Origin of the sequence: Jatrophihabitans sp. (assembly GCA_036389035.1) — a bacterium.
In the GTDB taxonomy this organism is placed as follows: domain Bacteria; phylum Actinomycetota; class Actinomycetes; order Mycobacteriales; family Jatrophihabitantaceae; genus Jatrophihabitans_A.
In genome coordinates this window covers 249,420-265,018 of record DASVQQ010000011.1, presented here as the reverse complement: position 1 = coordinate 265,018, position 15,599 = coordinate 249,420, and the positions used below count along the sequence as shown (strand labels likewise).

Sequence of the window (15,599 nt, the reverse complement as noted above, 5' to 3'; positions counted from 1 at the left end):
GTGGAAAATGATTTGTGCGGATCCAAGGCGCTCCGCTAGCCTCGCGTACACAACACCACCGCTAACCGTCGCTGCTTACTGGTAGCCGCGTCGAGACTCGAAAAGGAGGCGCCGAACATGTCTAACTACACCAACTTCTGCGCAGCCGTCGAGATCGCGGCTGCGTTCGGTGCTGTTCCGACGGGATTGACAGTTGTCTCGGCAGTTCGCGATCACGACATCACCGGCATCGAGATGACGAATGTCTTCGGTCAGGCTCGCCGACCTCGAAAGATACCGCTCTGATTTTCCTAGAGCGATCCTTTCGAGGCCGCGGATTCCCTGACCGGGAACCGCGGCCTTTGTTATTTCCCGCTCAGCACGCAGGTCACGAGGGGCACCACATGCAGCAGTCGCCCACCACACAACCGAACACGAAATCCAGTTTCCGCAACGAAGTAGGAGGTGACCCGACGTGTTTGCCACTGCCACTCTGATCGAGCCGCAGGCGCAACCGTGGGTTGTGGCCGAACAGCCGGCTGCTATCTCGATCTGTGAGCCGTTGACGGCCACGGTCGACCCGGCCTTCGGCGCCGACATCGACGATCTGCCCTGCCGGTCACTCGATGCCGACCTCTGGTTCGCCGAGTCACCGACCGAGCTGGAGCAGGCCAAGGCGCTGTGCGCGCCATGTCCGCTCCGAGCCGGATGCTTGGCCGGCGCGCTCGACCGCCGCGAGCCGTGGGGCGTCTGGGGCGGCGAGATCTTCAGCCAGGGAACCGTCATCGCTCGCAAGCGCCCGCGCGGCCGGCCTCGCAAGGACGAGGTCGCCGCCTGAGAAGAACGTCGTTCGGCGGCCGGGTAACCGGTCGTCGGGTGATCCGAGATCTTCCGTTCGCCCTTACGGGCAACGGGTTCAAGCTGACAGACCACTGAGGAGTTGGACAACATGTTCACCATGTATGAAGCATTCGCACGAGAGCGAACGCAGGAGCAGGCGATGCTGGCAGCTCAGCGTCGGCTGTCCCAGCAACTCGTTCAGGCTCGGCGCTGGAACCGGCTAGCGGCATATTCCGCGAACCGGGCAGCTCACTCCGAGCGCCGGCTGGCTGAGCGATCCGGGGCTGACTACCAACTGGTCGGCTAAACCCGAGCCGTACCAGCTCTACTAGCCGTACTAGCTCTACGAGCTGTATCAGCTCTACGAGTCGTATCAGCTCTACGAGCCGTACCAGCTCTACTAGCCGTACTAGCTCTACGAGCCGTACCAGCCGTTCTCGTTGACCGGGCCGGCCTGGCTGTCAGCCAGGCCGGCCCGGTCATCTCCATACGGGGCCCGGATTCTGCGGCGGCCGCGGTGTGGTGGCTTGGCCTGGAGCCGGCGGCGCGCTGCAATGAGATATGACTCAACCGTCAGTGACCTGCCAGCGCTGCGGCCGGACGGCAGAGCCGGCCGAGGGCGATCCGCCGCTGACCTGGGTGCTTGACACCGCAGGTGACCGGCGCAGCTGGACCTGTCCTGGCTGCGCCCGGGACAACGTCCGGGCCATGGAGGCCAAGCTCGAGCCGGACTGGTGGTGACCCGGGAGTTCTGACTCACCTGGCGGGTTGACTCACTTGGCGAAGCCGGGCTGCCATGCCTCCGCGATCGCGCGGTACGAGGCCCGAGCTCCGAGCTGGCACAGCACCCCGATCGAGCCTAGGGTCACCCGGTGCAACAGCAGGTACTCCGGCGGCAGGTTGAGCATCCGGCCGATCCGGGCGGCCTCGTTGCGGGGGTCACCGATCCGCTGAGCCTGCTCCCGCATCCACTCCCGGGTGAAGGTGAACTCGGGCTGGGCCAACGGCTCCAGGATCGGGCGGAGGTAATCCATCACCCGGTCCGCGTCGATGTCCAACCCCGGCCGGATGAACCGCTCGGCGAGCATCGCGGCGATGACGGCCTCCGTGTCACCGTCGAGCACCAACCGGGTGATCCGGCCCAGCGGTTCGGGAGTGCCGTGCGGAAGCCGGGCCATCGCGCCGAAGTCCAGCACCCCGATCCGGCCGTCCTCGAGCAGTCTGAAGTTGCCGGGGTGCGGATCGGCGTGCAGCAGTTGGCTGCGTTGCGGAGCCGAGAAGTGCAGCAGGGCCAGTAGCCGGCCGGCCCGGTCTCGTTGCTCCTGGGTGCCGGTCGCGATGATCTGTGACAGCGGGGTGCCCTCCAGCCATTCGCTGACCACGACCTTGGGCGCGCTAGCCACCACCCGCGGCGCGACGATGTCCGGATCGCCTTCGTAAGCGGCGACGAACTGGCGCTGGGCGCCGGCCTCCAGCGTGTAGTCCAGCTCCTCGCTGACCCGGGCCTTCAGCTCCGTCAGCAGCGGCTTGACGTCCAGGCCGGGCGAGATCATGCCGAAGACTTTGGCGAACCGGGACAGCTGGTTGAAGTCGGCCATCAGCGCGGGCCCGGCGCCCGGGTACTGGATCTTGACCGCCACCTCGCGACCGTCGGCCCACACGGCCCGGTGGACCTGCCCGATCGAGGCGGCCGCCGCTGGCAGGTCGTCGAAGGAGCTGAACCGAGAGCGCCAGGACGTGCCGAACTGCTCGTCGAGGACCCGGTGCATGATGGCCGGCGCCATCGGGGGAGCCGCCTCCTGCAGCCGGGTGAGCGCCTCTCGGTACGGCGCCGCGGAGGTCTCCGGCAAAGCCGCCTCGAAGACCGACAGCGCCTGCCCGAACTTCATCGCCCCGCCCTTGAGCTGGCCCAGCACCGAGAACAGCTGCTCGGCCGTGCGCTGGGCAAGATCTGCTTGAACGTCTTCGGGCGACTGGCCGGTCAAGCGCTTGCCAAGGCCAACTGTCGCCCGGCCGGCAACGCCGAGGGGCAAGCTGGCGAGCCGGGCTGTTCGGGCCACGCCGCGCTGCGGGATGTCGGTCACGGATCTATTCTGCCGTGTCCGTGGTGTGGCGGTTTTGCCGTCGCCGCGCCGCAGTCACAATCGTGGTGAGCGGGCCAGCTCCGGCGGCGCAACCGCCAGTCCGGCAGCTGCCATTCCAGGCTCGCTTCGATGGTGGCCGGGCGCTGCCGGTCCAGGTATGCCAGTGCCTGCCCGACCGCCACACCTACCGTCGCCACGCACAGCGCGACGTCGGAGGTGATCCGCCGGCGGGGCCGGGCGCCGAGTTGCACGGCCAGCGCCGGCCAGGCCGGATCTCGATCGGTGCGGTGCAGGTCGGCGCACCGCAGGCAGCCGGTGCGCCCGGGCAGCACCAGCGGACCGACCACGGCCCGCTGACCGTCCACGCTGGCCGGCAGGTGGGGCACCTGCTCCTGGTGCAACGCCGAGCGCAGTGAGCTGTCCAGCGGCGCGGGGTCGGTGAGCACCACCAGGTCGGCGCTGCGCTCAGGCGGAATCGGGCTGGTCACCACGTCAGGACCGCACCGGCGTACCGCCTCGTCGGCCGCGACAGCGAACCTGCGGCCCTCGTCCGCGGGAGTCACGCCGCCCGGGCAGGCGTCGCTGGCCGAGACCTCGCCGCCGTGCACCAACTGGATCCACCCGACCCCTGCGGCGGCGAACGTGGCGGCCACCGACGTCGCCAGCCTGGAGGTGCCGTGCACCGCCACGGCCGCTGCCCGACGAGTCTGCAGCACGGCCAGGGCGCCGTCCCCGAACTGGGCCGTGAGCGCGCCCAGATCGGCCGTCAGCCGAGCCGGCGCGGCCGGCTGTCCGGAAGGGTGGCAGCCGGTGCTGGTCAGGAAACCGGCCTTGTCCAACACGGCGGTGAGTTCAGCCACACCGCTGGCCGGATGCCGGTAAGGCGTGGCGGGTCGGCTGCCGGCCGGACGCCACAGCAGCGCGGAAAGCTGTTCGGGATCGACGTCCTCCACGACGATTCGCCGCGTGCCCAGCTCGAGTTGCACCACCCGCCGCGACCGCCACAGCACGATCGTCGCCCGGTTGAGTCGCCGGCTGGGCTGAGACGTGGAGCTGTCGCCTGAGGTCGGGCCCGGGTCGGGCCGAGGGTGCTGCGGTGTCATGGCGAGGACGTTGGCACACCTGGCCGACGGGGCCGCCAGTCCGTCCACAGGCACCCGGGCAACCCTCAACCACATGTCCACACTTGTGGAGCGGGGTGTGGATAACCTCTGGACGACGCGCCGAACTTTCCGTTGACAAGTTGTGGATAACGGACGCAGTCCTCGACAGAGGGCCCGGAGCGCAGCCGGGACGCGGAGGCTGACGTTCTCCACAATCAGCTATCTCTTTCTCCACAATCGGCTCGCCGCCAGCGATTCTTGTCGTTGACGCGGCCTAGGGTGACCCCATGGTTGATGCACCCCAGCCGATCGAAGTGCGGCGAAGCGCGCGACGGCGCCGCACCGTGTCTGCCTATCGTGAGGGCGACAAGATCATCATCTTGATGCCGGCTCGCACCAGCAAGGCCGAAGAACAGCGCCTGATCACCGAGATGGTGGACCGGGTCACCCGTCGGGAGGCCAAGGTGGCCACCACGGGACCGCGCGCCGGCGACGAGCAGTTGCTCAGCCGCGCCCGCCAGCTGTCCAGGGCCTACCTGGACGGGCGGGCTCAGCCGGTCAGCGTCCGTTGGGTGCGCAACATGCACCATCGCTGGGGTTCGTGCACCATCACCGACCGCACCATCAGGCTCTCCCACCGGCTGCAGTCGATGCCGTCCTGGGTGATCGACTACGTCCTGATGCATGAGCTGAGCCACCTGCTCGAGCCGGGGCACGACCGGGCCTTCTGGGCCTGGGCAGAGCGCTATCCGCGCACCGAACGCGCCCGGGGCTTCCTGGAGGGCGTGGCCGTGGCGGCTCAGCTACCCGGGTTGTCCGACTGTGACTCGCCCGAGCTCGACTGTGGACCAGCCGGCCCTTCCGAACTGCCGGGCCGCTTTGCTGTGCCGGATTCCTCCACGCCGGCATCCGGGCCGGCTGGTGACTCTGCCTTGCCCTCTTCCTGGCCAGGCGGCTCGGCCTCGGTCGCCGGCGTCGCGCCGGTCAGGTCCTCGGCCTGCTCGACTTGACCCTGCTCGACTTCGGTCGGCTCGACCTCAGCCGGTTCGGCGGCCGGCTTGAAGCTGGCGAGTTCGGGATCGTCAAGCTCGGGCATCTGCAGGTCGTGAGCAGCGCCGTGCTCAGCCGCGAAGGCCATCGGGTCATCGAGGTCCTCGGCGCGGGGAAGCAGGTCCGGGTGATTCCACAGGCCGTCCCTGGCCGTGGTCCCGTGCAGCTGGTACATCGCCGCCCATAGCGTGGCGGCATCACGCAACCGCCGTGGGCGAAGCTCCAGGCCGACCAGGGTCGCGAAGGTCTGCTCGGCCGGTCCGCCAGAGGCGCGCCGTCGCCGCATCGCCTCGGTCAGCGCCTGCCCGCCGGGCATCCGCTCGCCGGCGGCTTGGCTGACGACCGCGTCGACCCAGCCTTCGATCAGGGCCAGCAGCGTCTCCAGCCGGCGCAGCGCGGCGTTCTGGGCGTCGGTGTTCTGCGGTTGGAACAGCCCACCGGTCAGCGCGTTCTGCATCGATTCGGGATTGGTCGGGTCGATGTCGTTGAGCGCGGCCGAGATCGCCTCCGGGTCGATGGAGATGCCGCGACCGTAGGCGTCCACGGCTTCGATCAGCTGCTGGCGCAGCCACGGCACATGGCTGAACAGCCGCTGGTGCGCCGCTTCTCGCAGAGCCATGAAGAGCCTGACATCGGCGACCGGACGTTGCAGACCCGCTGCCAGCGCGTCGAGGTTGGCCACCACCAGCGCACCGGTTCCGGCGGGGCCCAGCGGCAGGCCCACCTCGGTGGACGAGACGACCTCATCAGCCAGCGCCGCGATGCCCTGGCCCAGCTGGGCGCCGAACATCATGCCGCCGAGCTGGGCCATCATCGGCGCCATCGGCCCGGCCTGGGCGGCCACCTCGGGAGGGATCGCGCTCGACATCGCCGTCACCACCCGGCTGGCGACCGGGTCACACAGCGCCGCCCAGGTACCGATGGTCTTCTCCACCCAGTCGACCTGGCTCCACGCTTGGGTGGTGGTGATGCCCGAGGGCAGGTCGGTGGCCCCGTCCAACCAGATGTCGGCCAGCCGCAGCGCGTCGGCGACGGCGGCGTGGTCGGCGGGGCTCATCTTGCGGTGCTGGCCCGCCAGGCTCGAGATCGCCAACTGCCTGGCCAGGTCCCAGTTCACCGGCCCGCCAGAGCTGGACAGCAGCCGTTGCAACTCGGCGAAGAGCGGGATCTTGCTCGCCAGGTCATCTGGATCCCGGCCTGGCTCGTCCTGCCCGAACTGCCCGAATCCGAATCCGAAGTTGCTCATACCAGCCACGGTATCTGCAACGAGCGGCTCGCAGCGGCGGTGCCCACCTGACTGCGCCGTGAGCGAACGCCGTGAGCGAACGCGAGTTCCGCCCAGCCGGCGGCGAGGCTCGGCGCGCGTCCGCACCAGTGGTGGCCGAAACGCCTAACGTGCACCCATGGCGTGGATGTGGTGGTTGCTGGCTCCGATCGCCAGCACTGGGCTCGGCGCCGCCGTGATCTGGTGGCGGGCCCCGACCGAAACCGGTGGACGGCTTCGCCGTACGGATGCGATGTCCGAACACCAGGCGCTCCTGCGGGCGTTGGCGAAGCAACCCTCGGCTGCCGCGCCGCCGCCGGTCACCATGCGGGTGCTTGCCGCCGAGCAGCCGGCGGACTGACGTAGCGACAGCCCTAGCCGGCATCCGGCGGCTACTGTGATCGCAATGTCCCGTCAGTTACGCACGCTCATCGTCGGCGCTGTCCTGTGCCTTGTGCTGGGCATCCTCAGCTTCGGGCTGCAGGTGCCTTACCTGGTCGAGAGCCCCGGGCCGACCTTCAACACCCTGGGCAAGGACGACGGCAAGGACATCATCGCCATCAGCGGGCACCCGGTTACCCCGACGTCGGGCCACCTGAACCTCACGACGGTGTCAGCCGACACCCAGAAGACCACGGTCCTGGGCGCGGTCCGTGGCTGGTTGCGGCGAGATGAGGTTGTCGTGCCGCACGACAGCCTGTACCCGCCGGGAACCTCGCAGGAGGAGCAGAACGAGCAGAACTCCCAGGACTTCCTGGTGTCCCAGCAGAACGCCGTCGAGGCGGCCGCCTGCGAGCTGGGGTATCCGGAGGGCCTGGGGGTGAACTCGGTGTCGAAGGATTCGCCGAACGCGACGGCGCTCAAGGCCGGGGACCATTTCGTGTCGGTGGACGGAACCTCGGTCACCGATGACGCGGCGCTGCGCAAGATCCTGGACTCCCACCGCGCCGGTGACCGGGTGCCGGCGGTGATCCGGCGGGCCGGCAAGCAGGTCCAGGTGACGCTGCTGCTGCAGCCGCCGGCAGCCGAGAGCAGCACGCCGCGGATCGGCATCACCATCGTCCAGGGCTGCCTGCCGCCCTTCCAGGTGACGCTGAGCCTGACCGGCATCGGTGGCCCGTCGGCCGGGCTGATGTTCGCGCTCGGCATCATCGACAAGATCAGCACTGACGACCTGACCCGGGGCCGGTTCATCGCCGGCACCGGCACCATCGACTCGTCGGGCAAGGTGGGCCCGATCGGCGGCATCGCGCTGAAGATGATCGCCGCCAAGCGGGCCGGAGCCACGGTGTTCCTGGCGCCGGCGAACAACTGCGCCGACGTCACCGGCAATATCCCGTCCGGGCTCGACGTCATCAGGGTGGCGACTCTGGACGAGGCGATCGACAACCTGAAGGCCCACGCCAGCGGCGGCCCGGTAGCGCGCTGCTAGCCGGTCAACCCTTAAACGGTCGGCTCAGCCGGCCAGGTGGCTGCCAACGCCGAAGACGATCAGCTCAGTCGGCCAGGGTGGCGCTCAGCGCGGCGACCAGGTTAGGGGCCAGCTCCGGCCCGGTCAGCAACTCATCGCCGGTCTCGGCGGTGCCCCGCAGCCGCAGCAGGCTCGCCGACCGGCCGCCGCGCAGCACCGCCACCACCAGCCTGGCTTCCCGGCGATCCGGGTGCTCCAGGGCGGTGGCGGCCGCCGACTCGGCCGTCAGGTCGTCCAGATCGGGCTCGGCCGACGGTGGCAGCAGGACGATCTCCTGGCTGAGCGCGCAGCCGAGCACCTCGGGCGGCCAGCCGATCTGGGCGAGCGCCTCGTCCAGCGGCCCGTCGGGCAGCTCCTCCTGGGCCACCGGAGTGATCGCGTCCGGGGAGATCTCCGACGGGTCCACCCCCGCGGCGCTGCCCAGCGCGGCCGCGGCGGCGGGGTCGGCGGCCAGCATCCTGGTCGGCACTAGGGCGAATAACGCGGGCGCCAGGTCCCATCCGGCCAGGCCGACGTAGGCTTCGATCTCGGCCGCGACGGCTTCGAGCAGAAGTTGCTCGGGCTCGGAGGCGGAGCCGGCTGAAGACTGGTCATCGGGCATGGCTAGATCGTGCCATCCGGGCGGAACCCGCATCCGACTCGGTACGTTGCTGCTGAAGAACAATGAGAGCGTTCCGGACCCGCCGCGGGAACCGGGCGACTGGACCGCCAGGTGAGGAGAACCTCGTGGCCATGCGGCCTGATATGCCGAACATCCGGGTGTCGCGGCGCGGAAAGATCGTGATCGGGGTGCTGGTCTCGTTATTCGTGCTGCTGTCGGCCCTCGGCTCGCTGGTGCGCGTCTACACGAACTGGCTGTGGTTCGGCGAGGTGGGCTTCCGCGACGTGTTCAGCACCATTCTGGTGACCCGGATTGTGCTGTTCCTGACCGTGGGCATCGCGCTGGCCGTGATCATCGGCGCCAATGTGTTCCTGGCCTACCGGATGCGCCCGCCGTTCCGGCCGATCTCGCAGGAGCAGGAGAACCTGGAGCGCTACCGGGTGACCCTGGAGCCGAAAAAGCGGCTGATCTTCGCCGCGCTGGTCGGGTTGATCTTCATCGCCTCCGGCACCTCGGCCCAGGCCAATTGGAAGATCTGGCAGCTGTGGCGCCACGGTGAGTCCTTCGGCGTCACCGACCCGCAGTTCAACCGCGACATCTCCTTCTTCGCCTGGGACTACCCGGCGTACCGGCTGATCCTGGGGCTGGGCTTCAACGCGGTGGTGTTCTCGCTGCTGCTGAGCCTGGCGGTGCACTACCTGTTCGGCGCCTTCCGCATCGCCACCCCGGGGCCGAAGCTCACGATCGCTGCCCGCCGGCATGTCACCCTGCTGGTGTTCTTCTTCATCGTGCTCAAGGCCTGCGCCTACTGGCTGGACCGCTACGGCCTGGTGTTCTCCGGCCGCGGCAAGGTCACCGGCGCCTCCTACACCGACGTCAACGCCTCGCTGCCCGCCAAGATGATCCTGTTCTGGGTGGCGGTGCTGATCGCGCTGGCGGTGCTGGCCAGCCTGTGGCTCAAGAGCGCGCAGATCCCGGTCATCTCGTTCGTGGTGCTGCTGATCCTGTCGATCGGCATCAACGGCATCTACCCGGCGATCGTGCAGCAGGTGACCGTCAAGCCGAACGCCAGCGACAAGGAAGCGCCGTACATCACCCGAAATATCCAAGCCACCAGGCAGGCCTACGACATCGTCACCGATAAGGACGGCGGCCAGGTGACCTATCAGGACTACCAGGTGACCAACCGGCCGGACAATGCCGCGCTCACCGCCTCTGACCCGACGGTGGCCAACCTGCGCATCCTGGACCCGAACGTGGTGTCTCCGACGTTCAGCAAATTCCAGCAGCTGCGTAACCAGTACGGGTTTCCGGCCAAGCTCGACATCGACCGGTACGAGGTCGACGGCGAGGTCGCCGACTACGTGGTCGGCGTCCGGGAGCTCGACCAGAGCAAGTTGACGGGTAACCAGACCAACTGGATCAACCAGCACACCTTCTACACCCACGGCTACGGGTTCGCGGCGGCCGCGGCCAGCAGCGACGTGACCAACACCAAGCAGTTCACCGAGGGCGAGATCCCGCCGAAGGGGCCGCTGAACCTGACCACGCCGCAGGTGTACTACGGCGAGCTGCTGCCCAACTACTCCATCGTCGGCGCGTCCGGCGCGCCGCGCGAGTACGACGGCGCAGAGGTCAATACCACCTACACCGGCACCGGCGGGGTGCCGCTGTCCAACATCCTGAACCGGCTGGCGTTCGGCATGAAGTACCGCGAGACGAACTTCCTGCTCAACGACGCCGCCAGCGCCAAGGGCGCCAAGATCATGTTCGACCGCGACCCCCGTGAGCGGGTCAAGAAGGTCGCGCCGTTCCTGACCGTGGACGGCGACCCCTATCCCGCCGTGATCGATGGCCGGGTGCAGTGGTTCGTCGACGGCTACACCACTATCGCCAACTACCCGTACTCGGAGCGGCAGAGCCTTTCTGACCTGACGACCGACTCGTTGACGGCGACCAACCGGACGGCGTCGCAGGCCGACAGCCAGGTCAACTACATCCGCAACTCGGTGAAGGCCACGGTCGACGCGTACTCGGGCAAGGTCACCCTGTACGAGTGGGACGAGGACCCGGTGCTCAAGAGCTGGATGAAGGTGTTCCCGGACCTGGTCCAGTCCAAGGCGTCGATGCCTGCCAGCGTGCTGGCCCACGTCCGCTACCCGCAGGACCTGTTCGAGGTGCAGCGCAAGCTGCTGGAGCAATACCACGTCGACAGCGCCACCGACTTCTACAACGTGGCCGACAAGTGGACGGTCCCGAACGACCCGTACCTGGACTCCGACGTGGCCCAGCCGCCGTACTACGTGCTGGCCAGCGCGCCGGGGACCAAGGCCGGCACGCCCAAGTTCCAGCTGACCACCCCGATGAAGGTCAACAACAGCACGAACCTGGCGGCCTACATCTCCGTCGACAGCGATCCGGGCCCGACGTACGGCAAGATGACGGTGCTCAACGTGCCCGACGGCACGGTGATCCAGGGGCCGGAGCAGATCGCCAACACCTTCCGCTCCAACGCCACTATCTCCCAGAACATCTCGCTGCTGGACTCCGGCGGTTCCCAGGTGATCCATGGCAACCTGCTGACCCTGCCGATCGGAGACTCGTTCCTGTACGTGGAGCCGCTGTACGTGCAGGGCTCCGGGTCGACCGGGTACCCGATCCTGCAACGGGTCATGGTGGCCTACGGCGACAAGATCGGCTACGCGGCTGACCTCGCCGGCGCGCTGGACAACCTCAGTCGGGGGCCGGTCGGCGTTTCGCTGATCAACAGCAGCGGGGTGGGCACCGGCGGCCCGCCCGCCACCACCTCTCCCAGCCCGACACCGCCGGCGACGTCCGCGCCGCCCACGGCCCAGCCGAGCACCCCGCCGATCACCGGAAACCAGGCGCAGATCCTTACCCAGTTGAATACGGCGATCACCAGGCTGCAGGCCGCCTACCGCAGCGGTGACTTCGCAGCCATCGGCCAGGCGCAGGCAGATGTCCAGCGGCTCCTCAAGGCATACGAGGATGGTCGGGCCGCGTCGCCGAAGCCGTCGGCCACGCCGCCCTAACCCGGGTTCCAGCTGCCGGATCGGGGCCGCCTTGCCACGCGAGGCGGCCCCGATTTGGTGGCGGGTAGGCCGGCAGGTAGTGTTGTGCTTACCGACGCGGGGTGGAGCAGCTCGGTAGCTCGCTGGGCTCATAACCCAGAGGTCGCAGGTTCAAATCCTGTCCCCGCTACAACGTAGGTCCCAGGATACAAGGCCTCCAGCGCACCGCGCTGGAGGCCTTGCTCGTTGTGACCCTGGTGTGACCCTCACCACGAGGCGGTAGGGCACGTCCTCGGTCGTGACGAAGCACCACAGAGCGATACGGTGCCTTGTTCGCATCGGTGCCGTCCTTCATCGATATAGATCTTGTCGAAGAAGGCTTGGTTGAGCTGTCGGCGACTGCCGGTGACGCTCCCAGGTAGGCCGCCTGGCAGTCCTGCAAGTAGGCGATGCAGGTTTGCAGGTTGGGCTGTTGTGGACCGCTTGGACGGCTTGGACGCGCTGCCAGGTGGCGGGATCGACGATCGCTTCGTGCCTGCCCGGATAGCGCACGCCGCAGTAGACCACCTCGCCTATATAGTACGGCTGCGGGATCTCCTCCGAATTGCTAGTCGTTCAATGATTTATGATATGTGTATGGGAACGCGTGAATGGGCAACGCTATTTTGGTTGGCGGTACTGCTTGTATTTTGCCTGACGCATTCTGAACTGCGCCAGTCGCTGGGAAACATACTTAAGCAGCTAGGCAACTCTAAGTTGTTGGTGCCGCTGCTGACCTATATGGTCATTATCGCAGGGCTAACCTGGGTGGTTGATCGACTGGGCTATTGGGATCCCTCTTTGATCGGCGCAGTCGGGTTTTGGTTCTTCTTTACGGGCTTCGGCCTTTTTATACAGAGTATGGACGCCATCCAGAAACCCGGATTCTTCCGGAAGCGGATTGTTGAGCTGATTGGAGCGGGAGCATTCTTTGAGTTCTTCCTCAACATTCGGACGTTCAGCATTCCGGTCGAGATTGTGTTGCAGCTTGGTTTAGCGGTGCTAGTGATGTTGCAAGTGGTGAGCGCATCAAAAGACGAGTTCAAACCGGTGCATCGAGCGATCAATGTCGTGCTTTTAGGTGTGTTGCTCTGGTTGGTGGTGGCGACGGCACTGTATCTGGCCAGTCACTGGCACGAGCTCAATCCGCATGATGTCGTCGCCTCCTTTTTGGTGCCCGTCTGGTTGACCGTCGCGGCCCTGCCATACCTGTACCTCGTGGCGCTGGTAGGCACTTATGAGTCGGTGTTCCTGCGGATGCGGTCGCAGGTGGATACTCCTGCTTCTTGGGCTGCCAAGCTCGGCGTGATCGTTCAGCTTCGCGGCCACCCACGGCGGCTCAGTGAGTTCAGGGGGATGTGGCCGCGCCGAGCCGGGGAGGCAGCGAGCTTCAGGGGTGCCCAGCAGGTTGTGCGCGACTACGAGGCTGATCGAGATCAGCAGGCTGCCGACGAGGTGGCTTGAACGGCTCGACGTAGCCGTTGCGCCAAGGTTCGCCGGGCGGGATGAAGGAGAGTCCGAAGCGTTCGCCGGCCCCAGTCGGCCTTCGCGTCGCAGGCCCGCTCGGGGCCGTTGTCGCAGAGCAGCGCGGCCGGGTAACCGCGCGACAGAAGGGTGCGTGTTTGCTTAGCTCGACGCGGGTCAAAGCTTGCGGCGCGAGTTGAGTCGCACGGCGAGGTAGATGGCCGCGAAGAACGGCGCGGCCGCGGCCAGCAGGAACACCGTACCGACGAGGGTGAGGGCCAGCATGTCTAACTCCGAGCTGTCGTAGGGCAAGCTTTGTTGTCGGTCACGCCACCATCAGGAAGAACAGGAAGAAAAAGGCGAACAGGCCGAGGAGAACCGCGCCGAGCGTCAGTGCCGTCGCGACGACCTTCTCGGTGCGGGTCCACGCATCGGACGTCCAGGCGAGTGCCAGCCCTGCGATCGGTGCGATGATCGGCGCGACGAATGTGCCCACCGACAGCAGCAGGACCGCTGCAATCTCGAGTCCGCCCCAACGGGCCGCGTCCAACTGCTCGATCGTGATCGGCACGGGTGGTTCCTTTGCGGCGCGCGCGGCGGCACGCTTGAACAACACGACCGCGACCGCGATCGGCGCGATCAGCCAGAACAGGATCAGCGGAGTACTCATCCAGGCCGAGAGGATCAGACCGCTGTGCGTGCATACCTGCGGCACTGTGGTCACGGTGCCGTCGAAGGACGGTGTCTCGGTGCCGCCCGTGCACGACTCGCTTGAGACGGGTATCAGCGCGAACCAGATCACCGCGGCGGGACCCAGCGGCATGATCAGCGTGCCGAGCACCTTTTCTCCCGGGCGCCACCGCGTGGACGTCCACAGCATCGCGACGCCGGCCAGCCAACCGATGACCGGGACGATCGACCCGATGGTCAGCAATGCGACCGTGATGCCTTCCCACGTCGTGGTCGGCGCGCGCAGTGCCACCGGCGCCTCGCCGATGTAGGGCGGCGAGAGCGTGAATCCCGGCGTCGCGCCCGCATCGGCGCGCGCGGCCGCAACGATCTCTTCCGGCTCGCCGAGCCGGTCGAGCATGGTGCGCATATCCGCCTCCGTGCGCACCTGGCCGATCGCCATCGCATCGGCGATATGCCGGCTGATCTCCTCGACCAGTTCAGTGCGCTGGTCGGTCGGCAGGACGGCAGCGCACCGGTCCAGCCGGTCCAGGTAGGCCCGGAGGAACGGATCGGTGACAGGGATGCTCATGGACGGGCTCCGGTGTCCAGAAGGGTGTCGACGGCATCGCGGAACCGTGCCCACTCAACGGTGAAGGCCTTCAGTGCGCCCTGCCCGTCCTCAGAGAGCGCGTAGTACCGGCGCGGAGGTCCCACATCGGACTCCTGCCAACTGGTGGTCACCAGCCCGTCACGGCGCAACCGCGACAGCAGCGGGTAGATCGTGCCCTCGCTGGTCACCATGCCCTCGACCTCGCCAAGCAGACGCACGAGGTCGAAGCCGTAACGCTGCTCGTCGCGCAGCAGGGACAGCACACAGAACTCGAGCACCCCACGTCGCAGCTGGGTAATCGGGTTGCGTGTGCTACCCAGTTCCATGCGACACAAGGTAGCCGCACGCAGCCAATCGGTCAATCCAGACGACTGCAGAGCACGTTGCGCGACGGTGACACAGTTGCCCGTTTGGCGGGGACGACGGGGCGAGCTGGCCGATGGCGTCCATAGGTTAGGGGAGCCGCCTACAAGGCGGCCCGGCCAGGTGTTAGCAGCACCGGACCGGGCCTTGATCGAACCCTGCGTCAACAGGAGACGACCCGATGACGAAACTACCCAACCTCCAAACCTGACCCGCCGTGGTGCCAGCGACGAGTACGTATACCCGAACCTGGAGCACCCCTGCCTTCGATGGCTGTGCTGCACCGGCGCTATGCGGGTGACAACCCAGCCGCGGGGTCGTGATCGGCCGGTTGAAGTTGTCATAGCGGCGTCTACCTTCCCCGCCATGTTGATGGCGCGGCGGAAAGAGCCGAGTGGCCCGTCGAGTGAACGGGCCCAGAACCATCCCCATCAGGCGGCCCCGGCCGGTGCGGCAACACCGACCAGGGCCTTGATCGCTACCTACGCGAGATAGGCAACGACCCAATGAACGAATCTAACGGCTCCGACCGTTCCAGCTCGTCTGACCCCGGCGAAAGCCCGGAGTGGGTGCCCACACCCGACCAGCCCTGGCGACTCATCCCTGACGGCGAGGACGGAGACAGCTACCAATTCGACTACGGCGCGGACTGGTGCGTTGACCGGGCCAGCCACCCGCAGTTCCCCGACGGGTACGCGTCACCGAACCACCACCACACCGAGTGCCGTAGCTATGACGGCTTCTTTGGCGCCCTGGACGACGGCGGACGGCCGGGTTACTTCTCGGCCTACCTGGTGCGCCCGTTCCGGTTCGGCCAGCTCGGGCACACGCCGGACCAGACTCGATTGGCTATCGAGTTCGAACCGGCCGAGGACACCGGCGGGGAGCGGTTCCGATGCACGGTGCATCCGGACAGCATCCGTAACCTCGCCGCGTACCTGGCCCACACGGCCGACGTGGAGGAGGGCTGGCGACCACCCCGGCACATCAGCCAGGGACTGGCTGACTCCTAGCCCGGTGCAGCCCG

The 15,599-nt window shown here is 67.3% G+C and carries 14 protein-coding genes, 1 tRNA gene and 1 pseudogene; 9 read left to right on the top strand and 7 right to left on the bottom strand.

All coding sequences use genetic code 11. The features are described 5' to 3' along the window. The first annotated feature begins 117 nt into the window (after positions 1–117). From VF557_09080 to VF557_09070, 3 genes are all read left to right on the top strand, one after another. The gene (locus tag VF557_09080) at positions 118–285 is read left to right on the top strand and encodes a hypothetical protein (GenBank protein HEX8080349.1); all 168 of its coding nucleotides are present in this window, start codon (positions 118–120) and stop codon (positions 283–285) included. A gap of 244 nt (positions 286–529) precedes the next feature. Next, positions 530–817, top strand: coding sequence for a WhiB family transcriptional regulator (locus VF557_09075; GenBank protein HEX8080348.1), 288 nt, complete (start codon positions 530–532; stop codon positions 815–817). Between the two features lie 563 nt (positions 818–1,380). Further along, positions 1,381–1,560: a hypothetical protein gene (locus VF557_09070; GenBank protein HEX8080347.1), complete on the top strand. Its 180-nt coding sequence runs from the start codon at positions 1,381–1,383 to the stop codon at positions 1,558–1,560. 32 nt (positions 1,561–1,592) lie between these two features. Here the strand turns inward: VF557_09070 and VF557_09065 are convergent, their stop codons facing one another. The 3 genes from VF557_09065 to VF557_09055 all read right to left on the bottom strand — a co-directional run bounded on the left by VF557_09065 (position 1,593) and on the right by VF557_09055 (position 6,302). Beyond that, the gene (locus tag VF557_09065; protein HEX8080346.1) at positions 1,593–2,903 is read right to left on the bottom strand and encodes an AarF/ABC1/UbiB kinase family protein; all 1,311 of its coding nucleotides are present in this window, start codon (positions 2,901–2,903) and stop codon (positions 1,593–1,595) included. Further along, positions 2,900–4,006: a hypothetical protein gene (locus tag VF557_09060; protein HEX8080345.1), complete on the bottom strand. Its 1,107-nt coding sequence runs from the start codon at positions 4,004–4,006 to the stop codon at positions 2,900–2,902. Before VF557_09060 ends, VF557_09065 begins: the two co-directional genes overlap by 4 nt. Before the next feature lie 799 nt (positions 4,007–4,805). Further along, positions 4,806–6,302, bottom strand: coding sequence for a zinc-dependent metalloprotease (locus VF557_09055; GenBank protein ID HEX8080344.1), 1,497 nt, complete (start codon positions 6,300–6,302; stop codon positions 4,806–4,808). A 157-nt stretch (positions 6,303–6,459) separates the two neighbouring features. On the opposite strand from VF557_09055, the gene VF557_09050 reads away from it, so the two are divergent. Beyond that, the gene (locus VF557_09050) at positions 6,460–6,681 is read left to right on the top strand and encodes a hypothetical protein (protein ID HEX8080343.1); all 222 of its coding nucleotides are present in this window, start codon (positions 6,460–6,462) and stop codon (positions 6,679–6,681) included. A gap of 45 nt (positions 6,682–6,726) precedes the next feature. Next, on the top strand, positions 6,727–7,752 hold the full coding sequence (locus tag VF557_09045; protein ID HEX8080342.1) for a PDZ domain-containing protein: 1,026 nt from the start codon (positions 6,727–6,729) through the stop codon (positions 7,750–7,752). 64 nt (positions 7,753–7,816) lie between these two features. Here VF557_09045 and VF557_09040 read toward each other — a convergent pair whose 3' ends face one another. Continuing rightward, positions 7,817–8,392, bottom strand: a complete 576-nt coding sequence (locus tag VF557_09040; GenBank protein HEX8080341.1) for a PPA1309 family protein — start codon at positions 8,390–8,392, stop codon at positions 7,817–7,819. A gap of 131 nt (positions 8,393–8,523) precedes the next feature. Between VF557_09040 and VF557_09035 the strand changes: the two genes are divergently transcribed. The 3 genes from VF557_09035 (at position 8,524) to VF557_09025 (ending at position 12,927) form a co-directional block, all read left to right on the top strand. Further along, a complete protein-coding gene (locus tag VF557_09035) occupies positions 8,524–11,445 on the top strand; it encodes a UPF0182 family protein (GenBank protein HEX8080340.1) in 2,922 nt (973 codons plus the stop codon). Positions 11,446–11,540: 95 nt separating this feature from the next. After that, positions 11,541–11,614, top strand: a tRNA-Met gene (locus VF557_09030). A gap of 446 nt (positions 11,615–12,060) precedes the next feature. Next, entirely contained in the window at positions 12,061–12,927 is an 867-nt protein-coding gene (locus tag VF557_09025) for a hypothetical protein (GenBank protein ID HEX8080339.1), read from the top strand. Here the strand turns inward: VF557_09025 and VF557_09020 are convergent. The 3 genes and pseudogenes from VF557_09020 to VF557_09010 form a co-directional block, all read right to left on the bottom strand. Beyond that, positions 12,926–13,067, bottom strand: a pseudogene (locus VF557_09020) (IS3 family transposase). The gene VF557_09025 and the pseudogene VF557_09020 overlap by 2 nt on opposite strands. Positions 13,068–13,252: 185 nt before the next feature. After that, on the bottom strand, positions 13,253–14,188 hold the full coding sequence (locus tag VF557_09015; protein ID HEX8080338.1) for a hypothetical protein: 936 nt from the start codon (positions 14,186–14,188) through the stop codon (positions 13,253–13,255). Continuing rightward, entirely contained in the window at positions 14,185–14,535 is a 351-nt protein-coding gene (locus tag VF557_09010; GenBank protein HEX8080337.1) for a PadR family transcriptional regulator, read from the bottom strand. Before VF557_09010 ends, VF557_09015 begins: the two co-directional genes overlap by 4 nt. 543 nt (positions 14,536–15,078) lie before the next feature. On the opposite strand from VF557_09010, the gene VF557_09005 reads away from it, so the two are divergent. Continuing rightward, positions 15,079–15,585 carry a hypothetical protein gene (locus VF557_09005; protein HEX8080336.1) on the top strand — a complete coding sequence of 169 codons (507 nt, stop codon included), beginning with the start codon at positions 15,079–15,081 and terminating at the stop codon, positions 15,583–15,585. Positions 15,586–15,599 lie beyond the last annotated feature (14 nt).